The sequence below is a fragment of the Sphingobium sp. SA916 genome, assembly GCF_002894065.1.
Taxonomy (GTDB): domain Bacteria; phylum Pseudomonadota; class Alphaproteobacteria; order Sphingomonadales; family Sphingomonadaceae; genus Sphingobium; species Sphingobium fuliginis.
This window is the reverse complement of sequence record NZ_LXYF01000085.1, coordinates 14,818-32,707: the sequence shown is the minus strand read 5'-3', so window position 1 is coordinate 32,707 and position 17,890 is coordinate 14,818. Positions and strand designations below refer to the sequence as shown.

General features: G+C 65.8%; 14 protein-coding genes. 6 read left to right on the top strand and 8 right to left on the bottom strand.

The features are described 5' to 3' along the window. Positions 1-11 precede the first annotated feature (11 nt). The 6 genes from A8G00_RS25355 (at position 12) to A8G00_RS22225 (ending at position 4,753) form a co-directional block, all read left to right on the top strand. Entirely contained in the window at positions 12-437 is a 426-nt protein-coding gene (locus A8G00_RS25355; protein WP_172451952.1) for a hypothetical protein, read from the top strand. Then, on the top strand, positions 434-1,420 hold the full coding sequence (coxB, locus tag A8G00_RS22245) for a cytochrome c oxidase subunit II (protein ID WP_172451951.1): 987 nt from the start codon (positions 434-436) through the stop codon (positions 1,418-1,420). Before A8G00_RS25355 ends, coxB begins: the two co-directional genes overlap by 4 nt. Then, positions 1,417-3,309, top strand: coding sequence for a cbb3-type cytochrome c oxidase subunit I (locus tag A8G00_RS22240; protein ID WP_103001715.1), 1,893 nt, complete (start codon positions 1,417-1,419; stop codon positions 3,307-3,309). Before coxB ends, A8G00_RS22240 begins: the two co-directional genes overlap by 4 nt. Next, on the top strand, positions 3,306-3,923 hold the full coding sequence (locus A8G00_RS22235; protein WP_103001714.1) for a cytochrome C oxidase subunit III: 618 nt from the start codon (positions 3,306-3,308) through the stop codon (positions 3,921-3,923). The genes A8G00_RS22240 and A8G00_RS22235 overlap by 4 nt, the downstream gene beginning before the upstream one ends. Beyond that, a complete protein-coding gene (locus A8G00_RS22230; protein ID WP_044660843.1) occupies positions 3,920-4,243 on the top strand; it encodes a hypothetical protein in 324 nt (107 codons plus the stop codon). The genes A8G00_RS22235 and A8G00_RS22230 overlap by 4 nt, the downstream gene beginning before the upstream one ends. An 87-nt stretch (positions 4,244-4,330) precedes the next feature. Then, positions 4,331-4,753: a cytochrome c family protein gene (locus tag A8G00_RS22225; protein ID WP_103001713.1), complete on the top strand. Its 423-nt coding sequence runs from the start codon at positions 4,331-4,333 to the stop codon at positions 4,751-4,753. 205 nt (positions 4,754-4,958) lie between these two features. Here the strand turns inward: A8G00_RS22225 and A8G00_RS22220 are convergent, their stop codons facing one another. The 8 genes from A8G00_RS22220 to manD form a co-directional block, all read right to left on the bottom strand. Continuing rightward, positions 4,959-6,254 carry a DUF3422 domain-containing protein gene (locus A8G00_RS22220; protein WP_103001712.1) on the bottom strand — a complete coding sequence of 432 codons (1,296 nt, stop codon included), beginning with the start codon at positions 6,252-6,254 and terminating at the stop codon, positions 4,959-4,961. A gap of 151 nt (positions 6,255-6,405) precedes the next feature. Beyond that, positions 6,406-7,641: an SGNH/GDSL hydrolase family protein gene (locus A8G00_RS22215; protein ID WP_103001711.1), complete on the bottom strand. Its 1,236-nt coding sequence runs from the start codon at positions 7,639-7,641 to the stop codon at positions 6,406-6,408. 70 nt (positions 7,642-7,711) lie between these two features. Beyond that, positions 7,712-10,642, bottom strand: coding sequence for a TonB-dependent receptor (locus A8G00_RS22210; RefSeq protein WP_103001710.1), 2,931 nt, complete (start codon positions 10,640-10,642; stop codon positions 7,712-7,714). 113 nt (positions 10,643-10,755) lie between these two features. Further along, the gene (locus A8G00_RS22205) at positions 10,756-12,393 is read right to left on the bottom strand and encodes a DUF5597 domain-containing protein (RefSeq protein WP_103001709.1); all 1,638 of its coding nucleotides are present in this window, start codon (positions 12,391-12,393) and stop codon (positions 10,756-10,758) included. Further along, positions 12,390-13,862, bottom strand: a complete 1,473-nt coding sequence (locus tag A8G00_RS22200; protein ID WP_103001708.1) for a mannitol dehydrogenase family protein — start codon at positions 13,860-13,862, stop codon at positions 12,390-12,392. Before A8G00_RS22200 ends, A8G00_RS22205 begins: the two co-directional genes overlap by 4 nt. Beyond that, positions 13,859-15,271, bottom strand: coding sequence for a glucuronate isomerase (gene uxaC, locus A8G00_RS22195; protein WP_103001707.1), 1,413 nt, complete (start codon positions 15,269-15,271; stop codon positions 13,859-13,861). Before uxaC ends, A8G00_RS22200 begins: the two co-directional genes overlap by 4 nt. Beyond that, positions 15,268-16,545, bottom strand: coding sequence for an MFS transporter (locus tag A8G00_RS22190; protein ID WP_061933944.1), 1,278 nt, complete (start codon positions 16,543-16,545; stop codon positions 15,268-15,270). Before A8G00_RS22190 ends, uxaC begins: the two co-directional genes overlap by 4 nt. 128 nt (positions 16,546-16,673) lie before the next feature. After that, a complete protein-coding gene (gene manD / locus A8G00_RS22185; RefSeq protein ID WP_025546910.1) occupies positions 16,674-17,885 on the bottom strand; it encodes a D-mannonate dehydratase ManD in 1,212 nt (403 codons plus the stop codon). Between the last annotated feature and the right edge of the window lie 5 nt (positions 17,886-17,890).

Sequence of the window (17,890 nt, the reverse complement as noted above, 5' to 3'; positions counted from 1 at the left end):
CAGCGGCATTGATGGCGATCCTGCTCGGCGGATGCAGCCAGGAAGCGCGCGACCTCGGCCCCGGCCTGCCGCAGACGGCGCCGCATGGCAATGCGGACCCGCGGATCGACGCCTATCAGCGGAATTTCTACCAGATCGCGCAGGGCGGCCGCTATTTCGCCTGGTATGGCTGTTCGCCCTGCCACAGCGAACAGGCAAAGGGCGGCGCCCGATTGTCCGATGGGCAATGGGTTCAGGGCGGGGGCTTCGCGGACGTCTACCGGTCGATCGCCACGGGCCATGGCGGCGCCTATGGCCGACGTGTGCCGGTCGAGCAGCTTTGGCAGATCACGGCGTATGTCCGCGATCTGCCGCTGCACTATCCCGAAAAGCGGCGGCGGCTCCTGCTCGACCAGAAGGGCGAGCCGCAGGGATCGGCATGGTCCGGCCCGCAATGAGACGATCGACATCGGTCATCACCATGCTGATCCTGTCCGCCTGCACCGGCGTCCAGTCGCCGCTCGCCCCGGCAGGGGATCAGGCGTCCGCTCTCCACATGCTTCTGATCGTCATGACGGTGGTCTGCGGGCTGGTCTATCTGCTGGTGATGGGCGGGCTCGTCTGGGCCGTCATGCGCGCCCGCTCGCGCCGCCAAAAGGATGAAGGACGCGCTGAAACGCGGGTGGACCGCGCCCTCCATGTCGCGGCGGGGATCATCGTCGTCGGACTCACCATCCTCATCACCGCCAGCTTCTTCGCTGACCGCGCCCTATTCGCAACCCGCGGGCAGGACGCCATGGCCGTGCGCGTGACCGGGCATCAATGGTGGTGGCGGATCGAATATCGCGATCCGGCGAGCGGGCGCTGGATCGAAACCGCCAACGAACTCCATTTGCCGCTGGGCCGCACGACACGGGTCGAGCTTGCGTCGGGAGATGTCATTCACAGTTTCTGGGTGCCGAACGTCTCCGGAAAGATCGACATGATTCCCGGCCGCCGCAACCTTCTCGACCTGACGCCGCGTCGAACGGGCTGGTTTCGCGGGGCCTGCACGGAGTTTTGCGGCGCGCAACATGCCCATATGGCCTTCGATGTGAAGGTGGAAGCGCCTGCCGATTTCGACCTCTGGCTGAAGACGCAGGCAGCCCCGGCGGCATCCGGCGCGCCCGTCACAGGGCGCGGAGCCAAGCTCTTCGCGACGAAATGCGCGGCCTGCCACAGGATCAGGGGCACATCGGCAACAGGCCGGGCGGGACCCGATCTCACCCATGTCGCCGCGCGAAGGTCCATCGCCGCCGGCACGCTGCCCATGACGCGGGGCGCGCTGCAAGGCTGGATCGCGCAGCCCCAGGCGTTGAAGCCCGGCACGTCGATGCCGGCCGTGCCGCTGCCGCCTGCGGATGCCGATGCGCTCGCCGCCTATCTGGCGAGGCTCAGATGACCGCCGACGCGACCCTGATCGAACGGCTGGACGAAAGGTGGCGCGACCCGCCGGGCCTGTGGGGTTTCCTGACCACGGTCGATCACAAGCGCATCGCCGCGCGCTACATCGTCACGGCGCTGTTCCTCATGTTCCTGGCCGGCATGCTCGCGCTCGACATGCGATGGCAGCTGTCGGTCGCCGAAAACACCCGCATGAGCCCGCAGCTCTACAATGAAAGCTTTTCGCTGCACGGTTCGACCATGTTGTTCCTGGTGTCCGTGCCATTGATGGAGGCCATGGCCTTCTGGCTGGTGCCGCTGATGCTCGGCACGCGCAATATGGCTTTCCCGCGCCTTGGCGCCTTCAGCTTCTGGCTCTATTTCGGCGGCGTCCTGACCCTGTGGATCGCCCATGCGATCGACATCACGCCCGACCTTGGCTGGTTCGAATATCCCCCGCTCTCAGGTCCATCCTACAGCCCGGGGCATCGCGCCGACATCTGGGCGCAGATGATCACCTTCACGGAGGTTGCCGCGCTTGCGGCCTCGGTCAATGTCGCGGCGACCATCCTCAAGATGCGGCCCCCGGGCATGACGCTGACCCGCATGCCGGTATTCCTCTGGGCCATGCTGATCGCATCTATCATGACGATCCTGTCCATGCCGGCGGTCATGCTCGTCACCTCCATGCTGATCGCCGACCGGCTCGTCTCGACCCATTTCTTCTCGCCCGCCGGGGGCGGCGACACGCTTCTGTTCCAGCATCTCTTCTGGTTCTTCGGGCATCCGGAAGTCTATATCATCTTCGTGCCCGCCACCGGGTTCATATCCTCCATCGTCGAGACCTTTTCGCGGCGGACGCTGTTCGGCCATGCCGCCCTCGTCCTCTCCATGATCTCCATCGGCGCGCTGGCCTTCGGCCTGTGGGTGCACCATATGTTCGCCGTCGGCCTGCCCCGACTGGGCAATGATTTCTACACCGCCGCCAGCATGGCGATCGCGCTGCCCGCCGGATTGCAGATCTTCTGCTGGATCGCGACGATCTGGCTCGGCAGAATTCATCTTGCGACGCCGATGCTGTGGATTCTGGGCTTCGTCGCGACCTTCGTCATCGGCGGCCTTTCAGGCGTGATGACCGCGTCGGCCGCTCTCGACCTGCAACTCACCGACACCTATTTCGTGGTGGCGCATCTTCATTATGTGCTGATCGGCGGGGCGATCTTCCCGCTTTTGGGGGCCTTTGCCTATTGGTACCCCAAGGCGACCGGGCGGCTGATGTCGGAACGCTGGGGAAAGGTCGCCTTCGTCCTGATCGTCGGCGGCTTCAACCTGGGCTTCATGCCGATGCATTTCCTGGGCCTGATGGGAATGCCCCGTCGCGTCTATACCTATCCGCCCGGCATGGGCTGGGAAACGCTGAACCAGGTCGCGACCGCTGGCAGCGCCATCGCCGTGGCGGGCGGGCTCGTCTTCGTGGGCAATGCGCTATGGGCCTATTGGCGCGGCCAGCCGGCGGGCGACGACCCCTGGGGCGGATCGACGCTGGAATGGGCATCCCCCTCCCCGCCGCCGCCGTACAACATGGCGCATGTGCCCGTGGTGCGCAGCCTGACCCCGATGTGGGACGATGCCGGGCGGCTCGACGTCATGGACGGCCTTCGCCCGGACCGGCGCGAAGTGCTGGTGACGTCCGTGACCGACGCCATTCCCCTCTACAGGCAGAAGAGCGCCGCGCCGTCGATCTGGCCGCTGCTGGCGGCGCTCGCGGTCTCCGCCATGTTCATCGGCAGCATCTTCACGCCTTGGGCCATTGTCGTCGGCGCGGCGCCGGTCGCCGCCACCCTGACGGGATGGTTCTGGCCCAGCCGGCCCCGCTCCCGATCGGGATCATTGGGGGTGAATGCATGAGTCCTTCCCGCTCCATCCGGATCGTCGGCGATCTTTCCACCCTGCCGGAAAGCGCATCGGGCCCGCGCCATCTGGTCTGGTGGGGCAATATCGGCTTCATGGTCATAGAGGGGACCGGCTTCGCGCTCGCCGCCGCGGCCTATCTCTACCTTATGACCCAGGCCCCTGCCTGGCCGCCCAAGGGCGACGCCTTGCCCGGACTTTTGTGGAGCGCGATCTTCACCATCGGCCTGCTGCTGAGCGCGGTGCCCAATCTCTGGGTTTTGCGCTGCGCCAGGAAGAAGCATCTGGGCGGCGTGCGCTGGGGTACGCTGGCGATGGCGGTCATCGCAGCCTTGCTCTTCATACCCCGCGCGTTCGAGTTCGCGCATCTCGGCATATCCTGGCATCAGGACGCCTATGGATCGATCGTCTGGACGCTCCTCGTCCTCCATACCACCCATGTCGTCACCGACTGGTTCGACACGGTGGTGCTGGGCGTCTGGCTTTTCACCCATGAGGTCGGAGACGATCAGTTCGCGGATGTGGAGGACAATTCCAATTATTGGACCTTCGTGATCCTATGCTGGCTGCCCGTCTATGCCCTCATCTACTGGGCGCCGAGGGCGCTATGACGCCCAGCCGCCTCAGCATCCGGGCGCGGGCCTGGATCGGCCTGCTGCTGCCGCCGATGACCTGGTTCCTGTTCGAACAGGGCCTTTCAGCACTGCTCCATGCCGATTGCGGGCGATGGCGGATCGGCCTTGCTTGGGGGGTGGTCAGCATCGCCCTTTGCGCCTTGGCGGCGCGCATCGCCTGGCCCCTGACAGGGTCGCATGGCCCCCTTTCCCATCCCTGGCTGGCGAGACTCGCCCTCGCCGTCGCGGGCATATTCGCGCTGGCGAGCGCCTTCCAGACCCTCGCCCTGCTGATCGTGCCGCCATGCGTCGGATAGGCGTGATCCTTCCAGCGGCGGCGCCGGGCTGCCTCGTCCATGCCGGCGCAGCGATGCGCTTCACCCGCAAAGTGCCGAGGCCTGCATATGGCTAGCCGCCCCGTTCCCTCAAGCCTCGTCTGGCTGGCAGCGATCCTTCTGCTCGCGGTCTGCGTCACGCTTGTGGCGGGCGGCGCGATCTATCTGGAAACCAGGGCCGCCGATGAAACCCGCGCCGACGCCATGACCGGCGGACATTCGGAAAGGGGCCGGGCCGCCCTTTATCGCCATGGCTGCGGCACCTGCCATGTCATTCCCGGCATCGACGGCGCGAACGGCATGGTGGGGCCGGACCTGACCCATGTCGGACAACGCGCAAGCCTGGCCGGTTCGCTCCCCAACGATCCGGAGACGATGGTGCGATGGCTGATGCATCCGCAGGCGCTGCGGCCCGGAAGCGGCATGCCCGAACAGGGCCTGTCGGAGCGTCAGGCACGCGACATCGCCGCCTATCTCTATGCCCGGAACTGAGGGGAGGCATGGCACAAACAGGGTTCCACCAAGCCGGAAATCCTGGGGCCGATTCAGTTCAGGGTGAGCCGAAAATGGCAGTTTTCCGTGACCCGGAGCGCAGCATATTCAAAGTAAGCGAGCACCGGAAGCACGGGAATGGAAGCGGAGCAGGTGACTCGATTCAACCATTGCAGGCCACCATGAGCCTGAATGTCGATCGGTCCTAATGCGCGTCGCCGGATGGACGCTTCACCTTTCTGATCTGGCCGATCCCCAGGAAGACCGTGATGATCGTCACCGGGAACAGCGCGACATCGATCCAGGCGGGCAGATGCCATCCCTGAAGCTCCAGCGCTTCCTTCAGATGGTGCCAAAGGCCAAGGGCATAATAGCTGATGGCCACCACCGACAGCCCTTCCACCGTATGCTGGAGCCGCAATTGCAGCGCGGTCCGGCGGTCCATGGACGCCAGCAGGTCGCGGTTGCGGCGGGCAAGGGCGGTGTCGACCCGCGTGCGCAGCAAGGCGCTGGTCCAGGCGGTCCGCTGCGCCAGATCCTCCAGCCGGCGGGTGAAGGCATCGCAGGTGCGCATGGCCGGCAGCAGGCGCCGCTCGGTGAAATCGTCGAGCGAGCGATACCCCCGCACCGGCACGACGGCGAGACGGCGGAGGCGGTCGCGGCAGATTTCCGCATAGGCCTGCGTCGCGCTCATGCGGTAGCGGGTGCGCGCCACGATCCCGGCCAGCTCCGCGCTCAAGGCGGAAAGTTGCTCCAGCACCTGATCGGCATCCGCATCCTTCTGCGCGACGCGGCTCGTGATCGCGGTCAGCCGCTGTTCCAGCGCGGTGAGCAAGGGGGTCGCCTGTTGCGCCTCGGGCAGGCCGAGCAAGGCGATCTTGCGGTAATTGCCCAGTTCCTGGAGCCGCTGGACCAGTTGCGAGCTTTCGCCGCCTTGCAGCCCCTTGTCGTGGATGAGCAGCCGGCCGAAGCCGTCGGCATGCAGGCGGAAGTCGCTCCAGATGCGGGCATGGCCGTCCGCAACGTCGGATATGATGAGGTCGTCGGTCGCGAAATGGGCGGCGATCGCCGCGGAGAGCGGTTCGTCCATGACCATGGCGATCTGGGTGGAGCGGATCACCCGGCCCGGCATGTCCGCCATCCATGCGGGCACATCGCCAAATGGCGCAAGGTCGAACAGCGTCGCGCCCTCGACCGGCGCGAGGAAGCTGTAGGTCATGAATTCGGTATGACGCTCCCAGGAGAAATGGAGGTCGCCGATCCGAGCGGCAAGGAAGCGATCACCGGCCTTGAGGGCAGGAAAGCGGTGGGACAGCAGGGCGATGCCCTGCTCGGCCTGCTGCTCGTCGACCAGCAGCACGAATTGCAGCGCGAGGGCCGGGGCATCGAAACGGGGCAGGCCGCGAATATGCATTTCCCGCGAGAGGGAAGCCCGCAGCGGATGGTCGCGCTGGCCCAGCGCCGCAAAGGGATCGGCCGGGGTGCTGGTCATGTCGTCCATGGGCCGGTTCTTCCTTGGCAGGCTTGCGCTATTAAGTCCGACAATATCGTCCTTGTCGATTCATAATGCGGCTGGATCGCCATTGGCAATCCGCCCTGCCCGAAAGGATGACAGGCAGAAGGGCGAGACGGACGAGCTCGCCCGACCCCCGCTATCTGAACAGATCGAGCGGGATCGCCCGGGCCATGGCGCGATAGCCTTCGGGCGAAGGATGCAGCGCATCCCCGACATCATGGCGGGGAAGCAGGCGGTCGGGGCGAGCGGGATCGCGCACCGCCCGGTCGAAATCGATCACGCCGTCGAAATTCCCCGGTTCGCGAATCCAGCGGTTGACGGCCTGCCGGTCGGCTTCGTTGCGGGCGTCGGGATGATAATAGTCGTTGCCCATGAAGGGCAATATGGTTCCGCCGATCACCTTGACGCCCCGCGCCCGCGCCCGCATGACGATCTGGCGATAGGACCCGATGATGCGCGATACCAGCCGGGCATGTTCGGCATCGCTGACCGGCGCTTCGCGCGTCAGCGTGCCGATGTCGTTGATCCCCTCCAGCAGGATCAGGTAGCGCACGCCCGGCTGCGCCAGCACATCGCGGTCGAGCCGGGCAAGCGCATTGGGGCCAAGGCCGTCGTTCAGCAGGCGGTTGCCGCCTATGCCCTGGTTGACGACCGCCAGATGCCGCGTCGCCGGATCGGCCTGAAGTCGCCGGGCGAGATTGTCGGTCCAGCGGTCATTGCCATCCGTGGTCGACCCCCTCCCGTCGGTGATGGAATCGCCCAGCGCGACGATCAGCTCCGCCGCCGTGCAGCGCTCCACCTCCAGCGCGGCCAGCGAGAACCAGTGCTCCACCGCCTGCGCGCCCGCCATGGCAGGGTCGGTCAGATGATCGCCCTTGAGCAGCCAGGAGGTCGCCCGCGATCCGGGGTGGGAGGTCTGGCCCGAAGGCTCCTCCCCAAAGGCGATGCTGATCGCCAGATCGTCAAAGGCGCGGACCGGCAGCGCCACCGGATCAGACAGATAATCCGCGCCGGCCGGGATCGTCACGTCGCTGCGCCCGTCGAAGCGGAGCGGAAGGAGGGTCTTCGCATCGATGGCTGGCGATCCGGCCCGCAGCGCGCGCGCGATGCTGGCGCCCCTTATGTGCAGCGGCGCGGCGCCCATCAGATTGGACAGGCGCACCCGCAGCCGGTCCCCCGCCATGGAGGGCCGGACGATCTGCCGCAGGCTGCTGTCCGCCAGCATGCCCGGCGCCAGCGCATTGTCCCCGGTGGGCGCCATCTGGGCAGAGGCCCAGGCCGCAGTCCAACGCCCTGCGCATGGCGTCGCCAGAGCCGGGCCCGCGATGCAGGCCGCGAGCGGGAACAGAAAAGCCGCAAAGGTCAACCGCATGGGCTTGTCCTCGTCAGAACGAAAGAAAGGGGCCGGTCTTGCAACCGGCCCCAGGCTCCTTGGGGGAGGATCAGAAATTCGCGCGGATGCCCGCCAGCACCGTCCGGCCCGGATAGTAGATCGAATAGGGTGCATTATCATATTCGAAGGTGGTGCGGATCGGTTCGTTGGTGATGTTGAGCACATCCAGCGTCAGGCGCATCGCCTTGTTGAGGAAAGGCAGTTGATAACCGGCGGACAGATCAAGCTGGCCGCGGGCATCATTGCGCAGGGCGGCGCCGGTAATGCCGTTCTGCGGCGCGTTGACCGCGATCGACTTGTCGTTCCAGACATAGTTCAGGCTGACCGAGAGGCCGTTATTTTCATAGAAGCCCTGGAGATTATACGACCATTTGGAAACGCCGGTCGCAACCAGCCTGGTCGCCTGACCCGGCATCAGCTTCGACGACTGCTTGAGGTAGGTGCCGTTGGCCGAGAAGCCGAGGCCCTTCACCAGGAAGTCGAGCGGCTGCACCCAGGTCGCCTCGATGCCCTTGATCTTGAGGTCGCTGAGGTTGATCGGCCGGTTCACCGAAACGATCAGGTCGTTGATCGCCACGCCGGTCGATGCCGCGCGGTTGGTCAGCGCTTGCTGCTGGGTCGCGATCAGGCTGTCATAGGGAATATTGAGCGACCCGAAGGTGACATCCTGGGACTGGGTGACGGTAAAGCCCTGGACATTCTTCTGGAACAGCGACAGCCCGACATAGCCGATGCCGCCGGTGTAGATTTCGCCGCCCAGATCGTAATTGTCGGAAGTATAGGGCTTCAGCGTCGGATTGCCGGCGGTCGCCACCAGAGCCGAGGGATCGGTGAAGGTCACGCCCGGCAGGATCTGGCTCGCATCCGGGCGCGTCATGGTCCGCGAGGCGGAGGCGCGCAGTTTCACATTGTCGGCAATGTCGTAGGTCAGGTTGATCGATGGCAGGAAATTATCATATTTCGACCGCGAGGTGATGTCGACGATCGCCGTGCCCACCTGGCTGGGACCGACCACCAGCTGGTTGGTGGCGGCGTAGCGCATGCCGGCATTGATGTGCAGGTCGCGGCCCCCGATGGTGGTGACGCCGTTCAGTTCGAAATAGGCGCCCCAGACCTTTTCATCCATGTCTCCGGTCGCGCCGCCCGTCACCGCGCCGCGCGTTTCCGGCGCGCTGTCGCGATAGCTGTAATAGTCGGTCGCATCCTTGATCGCGCCGAAATCAGGCATGATGAAGGCGTTATAGCCGATATTCCGGCCCGCCAGATGCCCGAAATTGCCGACCGTCATCGGCATCAGATATTGCGGAATGGCGCTGGTGGGGATCGATCCGGTGGCGCCGGTGCAGCCCGTGCCGCAGACCGAAAGCTGATAGGCCGGGCTGTTGTCATAGGCGCGGATCGAGCGGGTCGCCCGGTCATAGGCGGCGCCGACCTTCACGTTGAACATGGCGTCGCCCAGCATGACGTCCAGATGCGCGCCCTTGGTTTCCGTCTTGCGGCGAACCAGCGCGATGTTCTGGCGATACCATTGCCAGCCGAGATTGGGGTCGTTCAGGTCGACATTGGTGGTGATCGACGGATAATAGCCTTGCAGATTGTCATAATAGACGTCGACCCCCGAATTGGGCGGCGTCTGGAACGCGAAGGTCGGCTGCTCGCGGAAGAAGCGGCTCTTGGAATAATTGGCGCTGAGGTCGACCTTCAGGGTTTCGGTCGGCTGCCAGCTCAGGCTGGGATTGATGTTCCAGAACTTGGTGGTCTGCTTGAACTCGCTCGCCTCCAGGAAGAAGGAAGAGTTGGCGAAGGTACCCGAAGTCACGACCCCGTTGTCGTCGACGGTGAGATCGATCGGAATCATGCCGCCGGTCGCCTGCGCTCCCGTACCGGGGCCGGAGTTGCGGACCTGCCAGTTCATGTTGATGCGCGAATAGTCACGCTTCGATTTTGCCCAGATGCCGTCGAGGGCGAAGTGCAGCGTATCGCTGGGCCGCCATTCAAGAGAGGCCAGGGCTGAAATGCGCGAACGGTCGCCGACCGTCAGCGTATTGCGGCCAAGGCGGGGCAGCAGCGCGGTGCTGAGTTGGCTGCGGGTCAGGCCGGAGGTCGCGACGACATCGACTGGCTGGCCCGGGATAAGGCCGTGACCTGCATTGGCGGGGACGGTCGAAGCCCAGAAGAAGTTGTTGCCCCCCGGATCGGGGACGCCATTGACCGGACCCAGATTGCCATCGGTCCAGCCGACCGTGTCGAAGCCATCGATGCGGGTCTTGGTCTTGACGCCGGCCACGCCGACCAGAATGCCGAAAGTGTCGGTCGTATGGCTGGCCACGATCGCGCCGCGCGGGCTCAGCTTTTCATTGCTGTCGGTATATTGGCCTTGCGCGACCACGGTGACATGGGTGCCCGGCTTGTCGAAGGGACGGGCGTTGCGCAGGTTGACGGTGCCCGCAATGCCCCCTTCCAGCGTAGAGGGCGACGGCGTCTTGGCAAGGTCGAGGCGGGTGAAGAGTTCGGACGGGAAGAAGTCGAGGTCGACTTCGCGATTGGCGCTGCCGCCGTTCGTGCCGCCGTCCGACGCGACCTGAAGCTGAGAGCCGTTCAGCAGGACGCGGGTGAAGCTGGGGCCAAGGCCGCGGATCGCGACCTGCGTGCCTTCGCCGCTGATGTCGCGGTTCAGGCGCACGCCGGGCATGCGGTTCAGCGTTTCAGCAAGGTTGGTGGCGGGCAGCTTGCCGATGTCTTCGGCAAAGATGGAGTCGCCGAAGGCGACCGCGTTCTTCTTGGCGTTGGTGGCGCTTTGCAGGCTGCCGCGGATGCCGGTCACGACGATGTCGGCTGCTTCGTCCTGCTGGGCGACGGGTTGAGCGGCGGGCTGGGCCGCGCTGTCCTGGGCGATCGCCGCCTGGGCCAGCGTCAGCGCGCCGAAGGCCGACGCTGCGCAAAGCGCGATGCGGAAAGAATGAATGTGAGAATCTGCCATTTGAAAATCCCCTCCTGAGCGCAGCTTCCGCCTATCCGGTAAGCCTGTCTGGTAGCGCTATCAGTTCGGCTTTGATAAACCCTGAGTTATTTTTGTCAAGCCCGGAAGCGTCTTTATTGGTAACGGTACAAGCGGACCTTCTGGATCTGGAAGTTGCCGGCAGGCAGCCGGATATGGCGCCCCTGATGGGTCTGGTCGCCGTTCAGCAATCGTCCGGCGATCCAGCGGCCCTGCGCGTCGAAATGCCCTTCCCAGGCGCTGTCGATCCCGGCGAGACCCGGTCCTGATCCCGCCGGGGCGAAGGTGACGGTGATGCCCTGCCCGGCGATCAGGTAATCCTCCGGCCCGGTCTGAATGACGATGCCGCCTGCGTTAACGGTATCAGGAGTGGCCACGGGTCTCTGGATGTCGGCAAAGGCGACGGTGAAGCGGTAATTGCCGATCGTCTCCGTCACCGGCTCATAGACCAGCGTTTCGTCATAGAGCGATTTCGGCCGGAAAGCCGACATTCGGCCCAGACCCTGCGCGGCGAGGATATGGGGGGCGAGCTGTTCCAGCAGGCCATAGGCCTCGCCCAGCGCCCCCGGCTTCTCGTCGATCGACTCGATGGAAAAGGGGCCGAAGCCGATCGCGTCCAGCTTGCCGATGGCGTAGAAGGCATTGCCGGGCACCTGCGGATGGTCGGCATTATTGGCTTCGGGGATGAACAGCGGATTGTCGGGCCGCTTGTAGATGTTCACGATGTCGACGAAGTTCGGGAAATAAATGTCGGGCGCCAGGAAATCGATGGCGGGCGCTCCCGCCTTCCACACGTCGATCAGGTGCGGCAGCGGCCCGCCGCTCGGATATTCGCCCGGCAGGCGACCGGGGCGGTTGAGCGCGACATTGACATACATGGGCATGGGATAGGCGCCCTTGCCCGCGCGGGTCAGGGCATCGGCAAAGCGCGCATAATGCCAGGCGGTGAAGATTTCCTCCGCCTGATGGCCGGGGCCGAACACTTCGGACCAGGTGCCGGCGGTCCTGTTCCCCTGCTCCTCCCAGAGGCGCTTCATCTGCGGGACCAGCGTGTCGCGATGCTGCTGCAAATAGGTCATGAGTTCAGCCGGCACCGGCCCCCTGAAAGCGGCATCGGCCAGGGGGCCATAGTCGCGGGCGACCGGCAGCATGCCTATCTCATTTTCCACCTGGGTCATCAGCACCGTATTCTGCCTGTCGTCCACGGCCCTGATATGCGCCATCAGCGCGGCAAAGGCCTTCTGGTCGACCTCCAGCGTCGCGGGCGCCATGGCGGAAAGGATTTCGACGCCCTGCCCATTGGGAAGCTGCGCGCGGGGGAAGCGGCTCTGGTCGCGCTTCACCCAGGCGGGGACGTAGGTCGACATGCTGTTCTTCCACGCGCCGAACCAGAGGATGACCAGCTTCAGGTCATTCGCCCGCGCGTCGCGGATCAGCGCGTCCACCGAGGAAAAGTCGAACCTGCCCTCCTCCGGCTCGATCAGTTCCCAGGACACAGGGGCCAGCACGGTGTTGAGGTGCATGGCCTTCAGCCGCTTCCAGTGCGGCGCCATATAGGCCGCGCTCGACGCGCTGCTGTTGCCCAGCTCGCCCGCGATCAGCAGCATCGGCTTGCCCTGCACGCTGAGTTGGGTGGCGCTGCCCTGCCTGACGAGCCGGGGCGGTTCGGCCTGCGCCGTGGCGGCCAGCGCGAAGGCGGTGAGCGCGGCGCCGATCCTGGCGAATTGCATCATATTTTCTCCTGGAAGGTAGCGAGCGCGGCCAGCGCGCCCTGCGTTTCGAGGATGGCGAGCCACCGGGCCAGCGCTACGCGGAAAGCCGCATTCGCCGCCAATGCGGGCGGAACCACGGAGTCGAGGCGCAGGATCGCGGCGACCCGCTCCTCCGGCGTGTCGGCATCCGCGAGCCGGGCGGCGATCGTGCCTGCCAGCGGGTCGTCGACGACATGCGCCTTGCCGAGATCGTCCCGTCCCGCCTGCCAACGCACCCATGCCGCGACGGCCAGGGACAGCGCCCCTATCCCCTGCCCCGCCGCCAGCCTCGCGGCGATGGGGGCAAGCAGGCGCTGGGGCAGCTTCTGCGATCCGTCCATGGCGATCTGCCGCGTGCGATGGCGCAGCGTCGGATTGTCGAAGCGGGCCATCAACGCGTCACGATAGGCGGCGATGTCGAGTTCCGGTGGCGGCGACAGCGTCGTCTGCGCCTCATCCCACAGCGCCTCGACAAAGGCGCGTGCGGTGGGAAGCGCCAGCACGTCATGCACATGGTCGATGCCCGCAAGGCCGCCCAGATAGGCGATGCCGCTGTGCGCGCCATTCAGCAGGCGCAGCTTCGCCTCCTCCCACGGGGCGACGGCCGCCGTCAGTTGCACCCCTGCCCCGAATTCCGGGCGCGGGCCGCAAAACCGATCTTCGATCACCCATTGGATGAAGGGTTCGGTCTTGACCATCGCCCGGTCTTCCGCGTCCAGCCGTGCGGCGAGCGCGGCGACATCCTCCGGCGTGGTGGCGGGCACGATGCGGTCGACCATCGTCTCCGGGAAAGCCGCTTCTTCCGCGATCCACTCCGCCAGCGCGGGATCATGGCGGCGCGCCAGCGCCAGCACGGCATTGCGCAACCGCTGCCCATTATGCGGCAGATTGTCGCAGGAAATCGCCGTGAAGGGCGGCAGACCCTGAGCCTTCCGCATCGCCAGCGCCGCGACCAGATAGCCCGGCGCCGTCTGCGGCGCGGCGAGCGAGGCGAGATCGGCCGCCAGTTGCGGATCACCCTCGATCAGCGCGCCGGTAGCGGGATCGAGCTTATAGCCTTTCTCCGTGATCGTCAGCGTCACGACATGGGTGTCGGGCGACGCCAGGGCGTCCAGCAGCGCCTGCGGCTCCTGCGGCGCGACGATGACCCGCTGGACCGCGCCGATGATCCGCGCCCGCCGGGATGCGCCGTCGCGCACCAGCATGGTGTAGAGGCCGTCCTGCGGCGCCATCTGGTCGCGCACCTGCGGCGAGCGCAGGGACGCGGCGACGATGCCCCAGCGCAGGTCGCCGGCATTCAGCACATCATCGAAGACCGCCGCCTGATGCGCGCGGTGGAAGGCGCCGATCCCCAGATGGACGACGCCGGCCTTCACCACGGCGCGATCATAGGCAGGCCGGATCACATCGGCGGGCAGCGTATCGAGCGTCGCGGAGGATAGCCGCCTCACAGCTTATAGGCCTGCTTCACAAGGTCGTAGGACAAGGCGCGGGCCAGTTCGAAAGCCTCGTCTTCTTCCAGCCGGTGTTCGGCCACCAGCCGCGCCAGCCAGGCGCAGTCCATCCGGCGCGCCATGTCGTGCCGCGCGGGAATCGACAGGAAGGCGCGGGTGTCGTCGTTGAAGCCGACCGTGTTGTAGAAGCCCGCCGTCTCGGTCGCGCGCTCGCGGAACCGGCGCATTCCTTCCGGACTGTCATGGAACCACCAGGGCGGGCCCAGCTTCAGGGCGGGATAATGGCCCGCCAGCGGCGCGAGTTCGCGGGAATAGACATCCTCGTCCAGGGTGAAGAGGATCAGCGTCAGCCGCGGGTCATTGCCGTAGAGGTCGAGCAGGGGCTTGAGCGCCTGGACGAACTCTCCGGCCGCCGGAATGTCGCCGCCCTTGTCCCTGCCGAAACGCGCCAGCACGGCTGCATTATGGCTGCGATGCACGCCGGGATGGAGCTGCATCACCATGCCGTCCTCGATCGACATGCGCGCCATTTCCACCAGCATATGGCCACGGAACAATTCGGCGTCGCGGTCGCTGACGGGACCGGACATGATGCTGGCATAAAGCGCCTCGATCTCCGCCCTTCCGAGGTGCGCGGTGAAGGCGGTGGGGTGGCCATGATCGGTGGAGGTCGCCCCGGCGGCGCGGAAGTCTGCGCGACGCCTTTCATGGGCGCGCAGATAGCCGGCGAAACTGCCCGCATCCTCCCCCGCCACGGCGCAGAAGGCGCGGACATTGTCGGCAAAGCCGCGCACCGCCGGGTCCATCACCGGGTCCGGCCGATAGGCGGTGATCACCCTGCCGCCCCAGCCGGACGCCCGGATCGCCCGATGATGGTCGAGCGGGTCCAGCGGCCCTTCCGTGGTCGCGATGACCTCTATATCATAACGCTCGAACAGGGCGCGGGGACGGAAGCCGGGCGTCTTCAGCGCGGCGTCGATGATGTCGTAATAATGGTCGGCAGTCTCCGCCTCCAACCGGACATCGATGCCGAAGGCTTCGGCGAAGACCCAGTCGAGCCACATGCGGGACGGCGTGCCCCGGAACAGGCGATAATGGGCGGCGAACCTGTGCCAGATGGCGCGGGGATCGGTTTCCGTGGGGCTGCCATCCTTGGTCGGAACGCCCAGCTCCTCCAGCTTCACGCCCTGGCTCATCAGCATGCGGAACACATAGTGATCCGGGACGATCAGCAGTTCGGACGGGTTGGCGAAGGGATCGTCATAGGCGAACCAGCGCGGATCGGTATGCCCGTGCGGGCTGACGATGGGCAGGTCCCTGACCGTGGCATGGAGCGCGCGGGCGATGTCGCGGGTGCGCGGTTCGGCAGGGAAAAGGCGGTCGGGGTGGAGCTTCAGCGGCTTCATGAACGGGATTCCGAAAGGGTGACGGGCGCGTAGCGCGGCACGATGAGGTGGACGACCAGCAGCGCGATCAGATAGGCGCAGGCCGCGACGATGAAGATCGGCTGGAAGCTGCCGACGCTTTCCAGGATCATGCCGGCGAACTTCGCCATCAGCATGCCGCCGATGGCGCCCGACAGCCCGCCAAGGCCGACGACCGATCCCGCCATCCAGCGGGGAAAGAGGTCGCCCGGCAGCGCATAGACATTGGCGGAAAATCCCTGGTGCCCGGCGCAGGCAAGGCCGATCAGCCCGACCGCGACCCACAGGCCCGGCGCCTGCGCGGCGAAGGCGATGGGCAGGGCGCAGAGCGCGGCGCAGAACATCGCGGTCTTGCGGGCGCGGTTGATGCTCATGCCCCGGCCCATCAGTCGCGACGACAGCCAGCCGCCGGTGACGGACCCCACGTCCGCCAGCAGATAGACGGCGATCAGCGGCGGACCGAAGTCCAGCATCTTGACGCCATATTGCTTGTTGAAGAAGTCCGGCAGCCAGAAGAGGAAGGTCCACCACACCGGATCGATCAGGAAACGCGCGGCGATATAGGCCCAGGTCTGGCGATGGCGGAACAGGGCGCGCCATTTGACCGGGCGCTGCGGCTCCTGCGGGTCGGCTTCGATCCAGGCGAGTTCTTCCTGCGAGAGGGTCTTCTTCTCCCGCGGGCGGCGATAGAAGCCGATCCATGCCGCCAGCCAGACCACCGTCAGCAGGCCCGTCAGGATGAAGGCCCAGCGCCAGCCCATGGTGACGGCGATGACGGGCACGATCAGCGGCGTCAGGATCGCGCCGACATTGGACCCGGCATTGAAGATGCCGATGGCGAAGGCGCGCTCCTTCCTGGGGAACCACTCATTGGTCGCGGCGATGGCGGCGGGGAAGGTTCCCGCTTCCCCGATGGCGAGCGGAATGCGCGCAAGCAGCATCCCCGCCGTCGAGGTGAAGAAGATGTGCATGACGTGGCCGGCGGTCCACAATCCCACCGCCAGCGCATAGCCCGCCCGCGCCCCGATCCGGTCGATCAGCCGCCCGAAGAAGACATAGGCGATGCCGTAGCCCGCCTGGAACCAGATGGCGAGGTCGGCATAGCCGCTCTCGCTCCAGCCGTAGCGGGCCTGGAGATCGGGCTTGAGCGTCGGCAGGACCAGCCGGTCGACATAGCTCAGCACCACCGCCGCGAACAGCAGGGCGCAGACGATCCAGCGGACCTTGCCGGAGGGTTTGGGGATGGATCGGGTCATGGTCGGTCCCTATGATCCGTCATCCCCGCGCAGGCGGCGATCCGGTTCACGCCCCATATCCAGCCGCAAGGCCGGGAGATGGATACCCGCCCGCGCGGGGATGACGGAGAAGGAGGGGCAGGCACGGATCACCAACTGAACATCGTGCCGTCTTCCAGCCGGTTCACCGGCAGGAAGGCGCGCTTATATTCATATCCGGCGGCCAGTTGCTCGTCGATGTCGACGCCCAGGCCCGGCGCCTCGCCCGGATGCATCATGCCGTCGGAGAAAGTGTAGGCATGGGGGAAGACCGCGTCGGTCTCGGGCGTGTGCCGCATATATTCCTGAATGCCGAAATTGGGCACGCTAAGGTCGAAATGCAGCGCGGCGGCCATGCAGACCGGCGACAGGTCGGTCGCGCCATGGCAGCCTGTGCGGACCTGATAGAGATCGGCCAGCGCGGCGATCCGGCGCAGATGGGTGATCCCGCCCGCGTGCACCACGGTCGCGCGGATATAATCGATAAGCTGGTTCTGGATCAGGTCCTTCGCGTCCCAGATCGAATTGAAGATCTCCCCCACCGCCAGCGGCGCGGTGGTGTGCTGGCGGATCAGCCTGAACGCCTCCTGATTTTCCGCCGGCGTCGCATCCTCCAGCCAGAAGGGGCGATATGGCTCCAGGTCCCGGCCCAGACGTCCGGCCTCTATGGGGGTCAGGCGGTGATGGATGTCGTGCAGCAGATGCACGTCCCAGCCCAGCGCTTCGCGGGCGGCCTTGAAGAGTTCGGGAACGACGCGAAGATATTTGGACGTGTTCCAGACATTTTCGGTCGGCAGGTCGGCGTCGGCGGGTTCGTAGAAATATTTGTCCTTCGACACGCCATAGGTCGACGCCATGCCCGGCACGCCGCATTGCAGGCGGATCGCCTTGTAGCCCTGCGCCCGATATTCCAGCGCGGCGTTGATCGTATCCTCTATGGTCGTGCCATTGGCATGGCCATAGACCATCACCCCCTCCCGGCTGGCCCCGCCCAGGAGCTGATAGACGGGCAGGCCCGCAATCTTGCCCTTGATGTCCCACAGCGCCATGTCGACCGCGGCAATGGCGGTCATGGTGACGGGACCGCGCCGCCAATAGGCGCCCTTGTAGAGATATTGCCAGATGTCCTCGATCCGGTGCGCGTCCCGCCCGATCAGACAGGGAACGACATGGTCGGCCAGATAGCTCCCCACCGCCAGTTCGCGGCCGTTGAGCGTCGCGTCGCCCACGCCATGGACGCCCTCATCGGTGATGATCTTGAGCGTGACGAAATTGCGGCCGGGGCAGGTGACGATGACCTTGGCATCGATGATCTTGGGCATTGGAT

What these genes read in the sequence shown, in the direction of transcription:
- A8G00_RS25355 (WP_172451952.1), top strand. Translation starts at nt 12, where the DNA reads ATGGCGATCCTGCTCGGCGGATGCAGCCAGGAAGCGCGCGACCTCGGC.
- coxB (WP_172451951.1), top strand. Translation starts at nt 434, where the DNA reads ATGAGACGATCGACATCGGTCATCACCATGCTGATCCTGTCCGCCTGC.
- A8G00_RS22240 (WP_103001715.1), top strand. Translation starts at nt 1,417, where the DNA reads ATGACCGCCGACGCGACCCTGATCGAACGGCTGGACGAAAGGTGGCGC.
- A8G00_RS22235 (WP_103001714.1), top strand. Translation starts at nt 3,306, where the DNA reads ATGAGTCCTTCCCGCTCCATCCGGATCGTCGGCGATCTTTCCACCCTG.
- A8G00_RS22230 (WP_044660843.1), top strand. Translation starts at nt 3,920, where the DNA reads ATGACGCCCAGCCGCCTCAGCATCCGGGCGCGGGCCTGGATCGGCCTG.
- A8G00_RS22225 (WP_103001713.1), top strand. Translation starts at nt 4,331, where the DNA reads ATGGCTAGCCGCCCCGTTCCCTCAAGCCTCGTCTGGCTGGCAGCGATC.
- A8G00_RS22220 (WP_103001712.1), bottom strand. Translation starts at nt 6,254, where the DNA reads ATGGACGACATGACCAGCACCCCGGCCGATCCCTTTGCGGCGCTGGGC.
- A8G00_RS22215 (WP_103001711.1), bottom strand. Translation starts at nt 7,641, where the DNA reads ATGCGGTTGACCTTTGCGGCTTTTCTGTTCCCGCTCGCGGCCTGCATC.
- A8G00_RS22210 (WP_103001710.1), bottom strand. Translation starts at nt 10,642, where the DNA reads ATGGCAGATTCTCACATTCATTCTTTCCGCATCGCGCTTTGCGCAGCG.
- A8G00_RS22205 (WP_103001709.1), bottom strand. Translation starts at nt 12,393, where the DNA reads ATGATGCAATTCGCCAGGATCGGCGCCGCGCTCACCGCCTTCGCGCTG.
- uxaC (WP_103001707.1), bottom strand. Translation starts at nt 15,271, where the DNA reads ATGAAGCCGCTGAAGCTCCACCCCGACCGCCTTTTCCCTGCCGAACCG.
- A8G00_RS22190 (WP_061933944.1), bottom strand. Translation starts at nt 16,545, where the DNA reads ATGACCCGATCCATCCCCAAACCCTCCGGCAAGGTCCGCTGGATCGTC.
- manD (WP_025546910.1), bottom strand. Translation starts at nt 17,885, where the DNA reads ATGCCCAAGATCATCGATGCCAAGGTCATCGTCACCTGCCCCGGCCGC.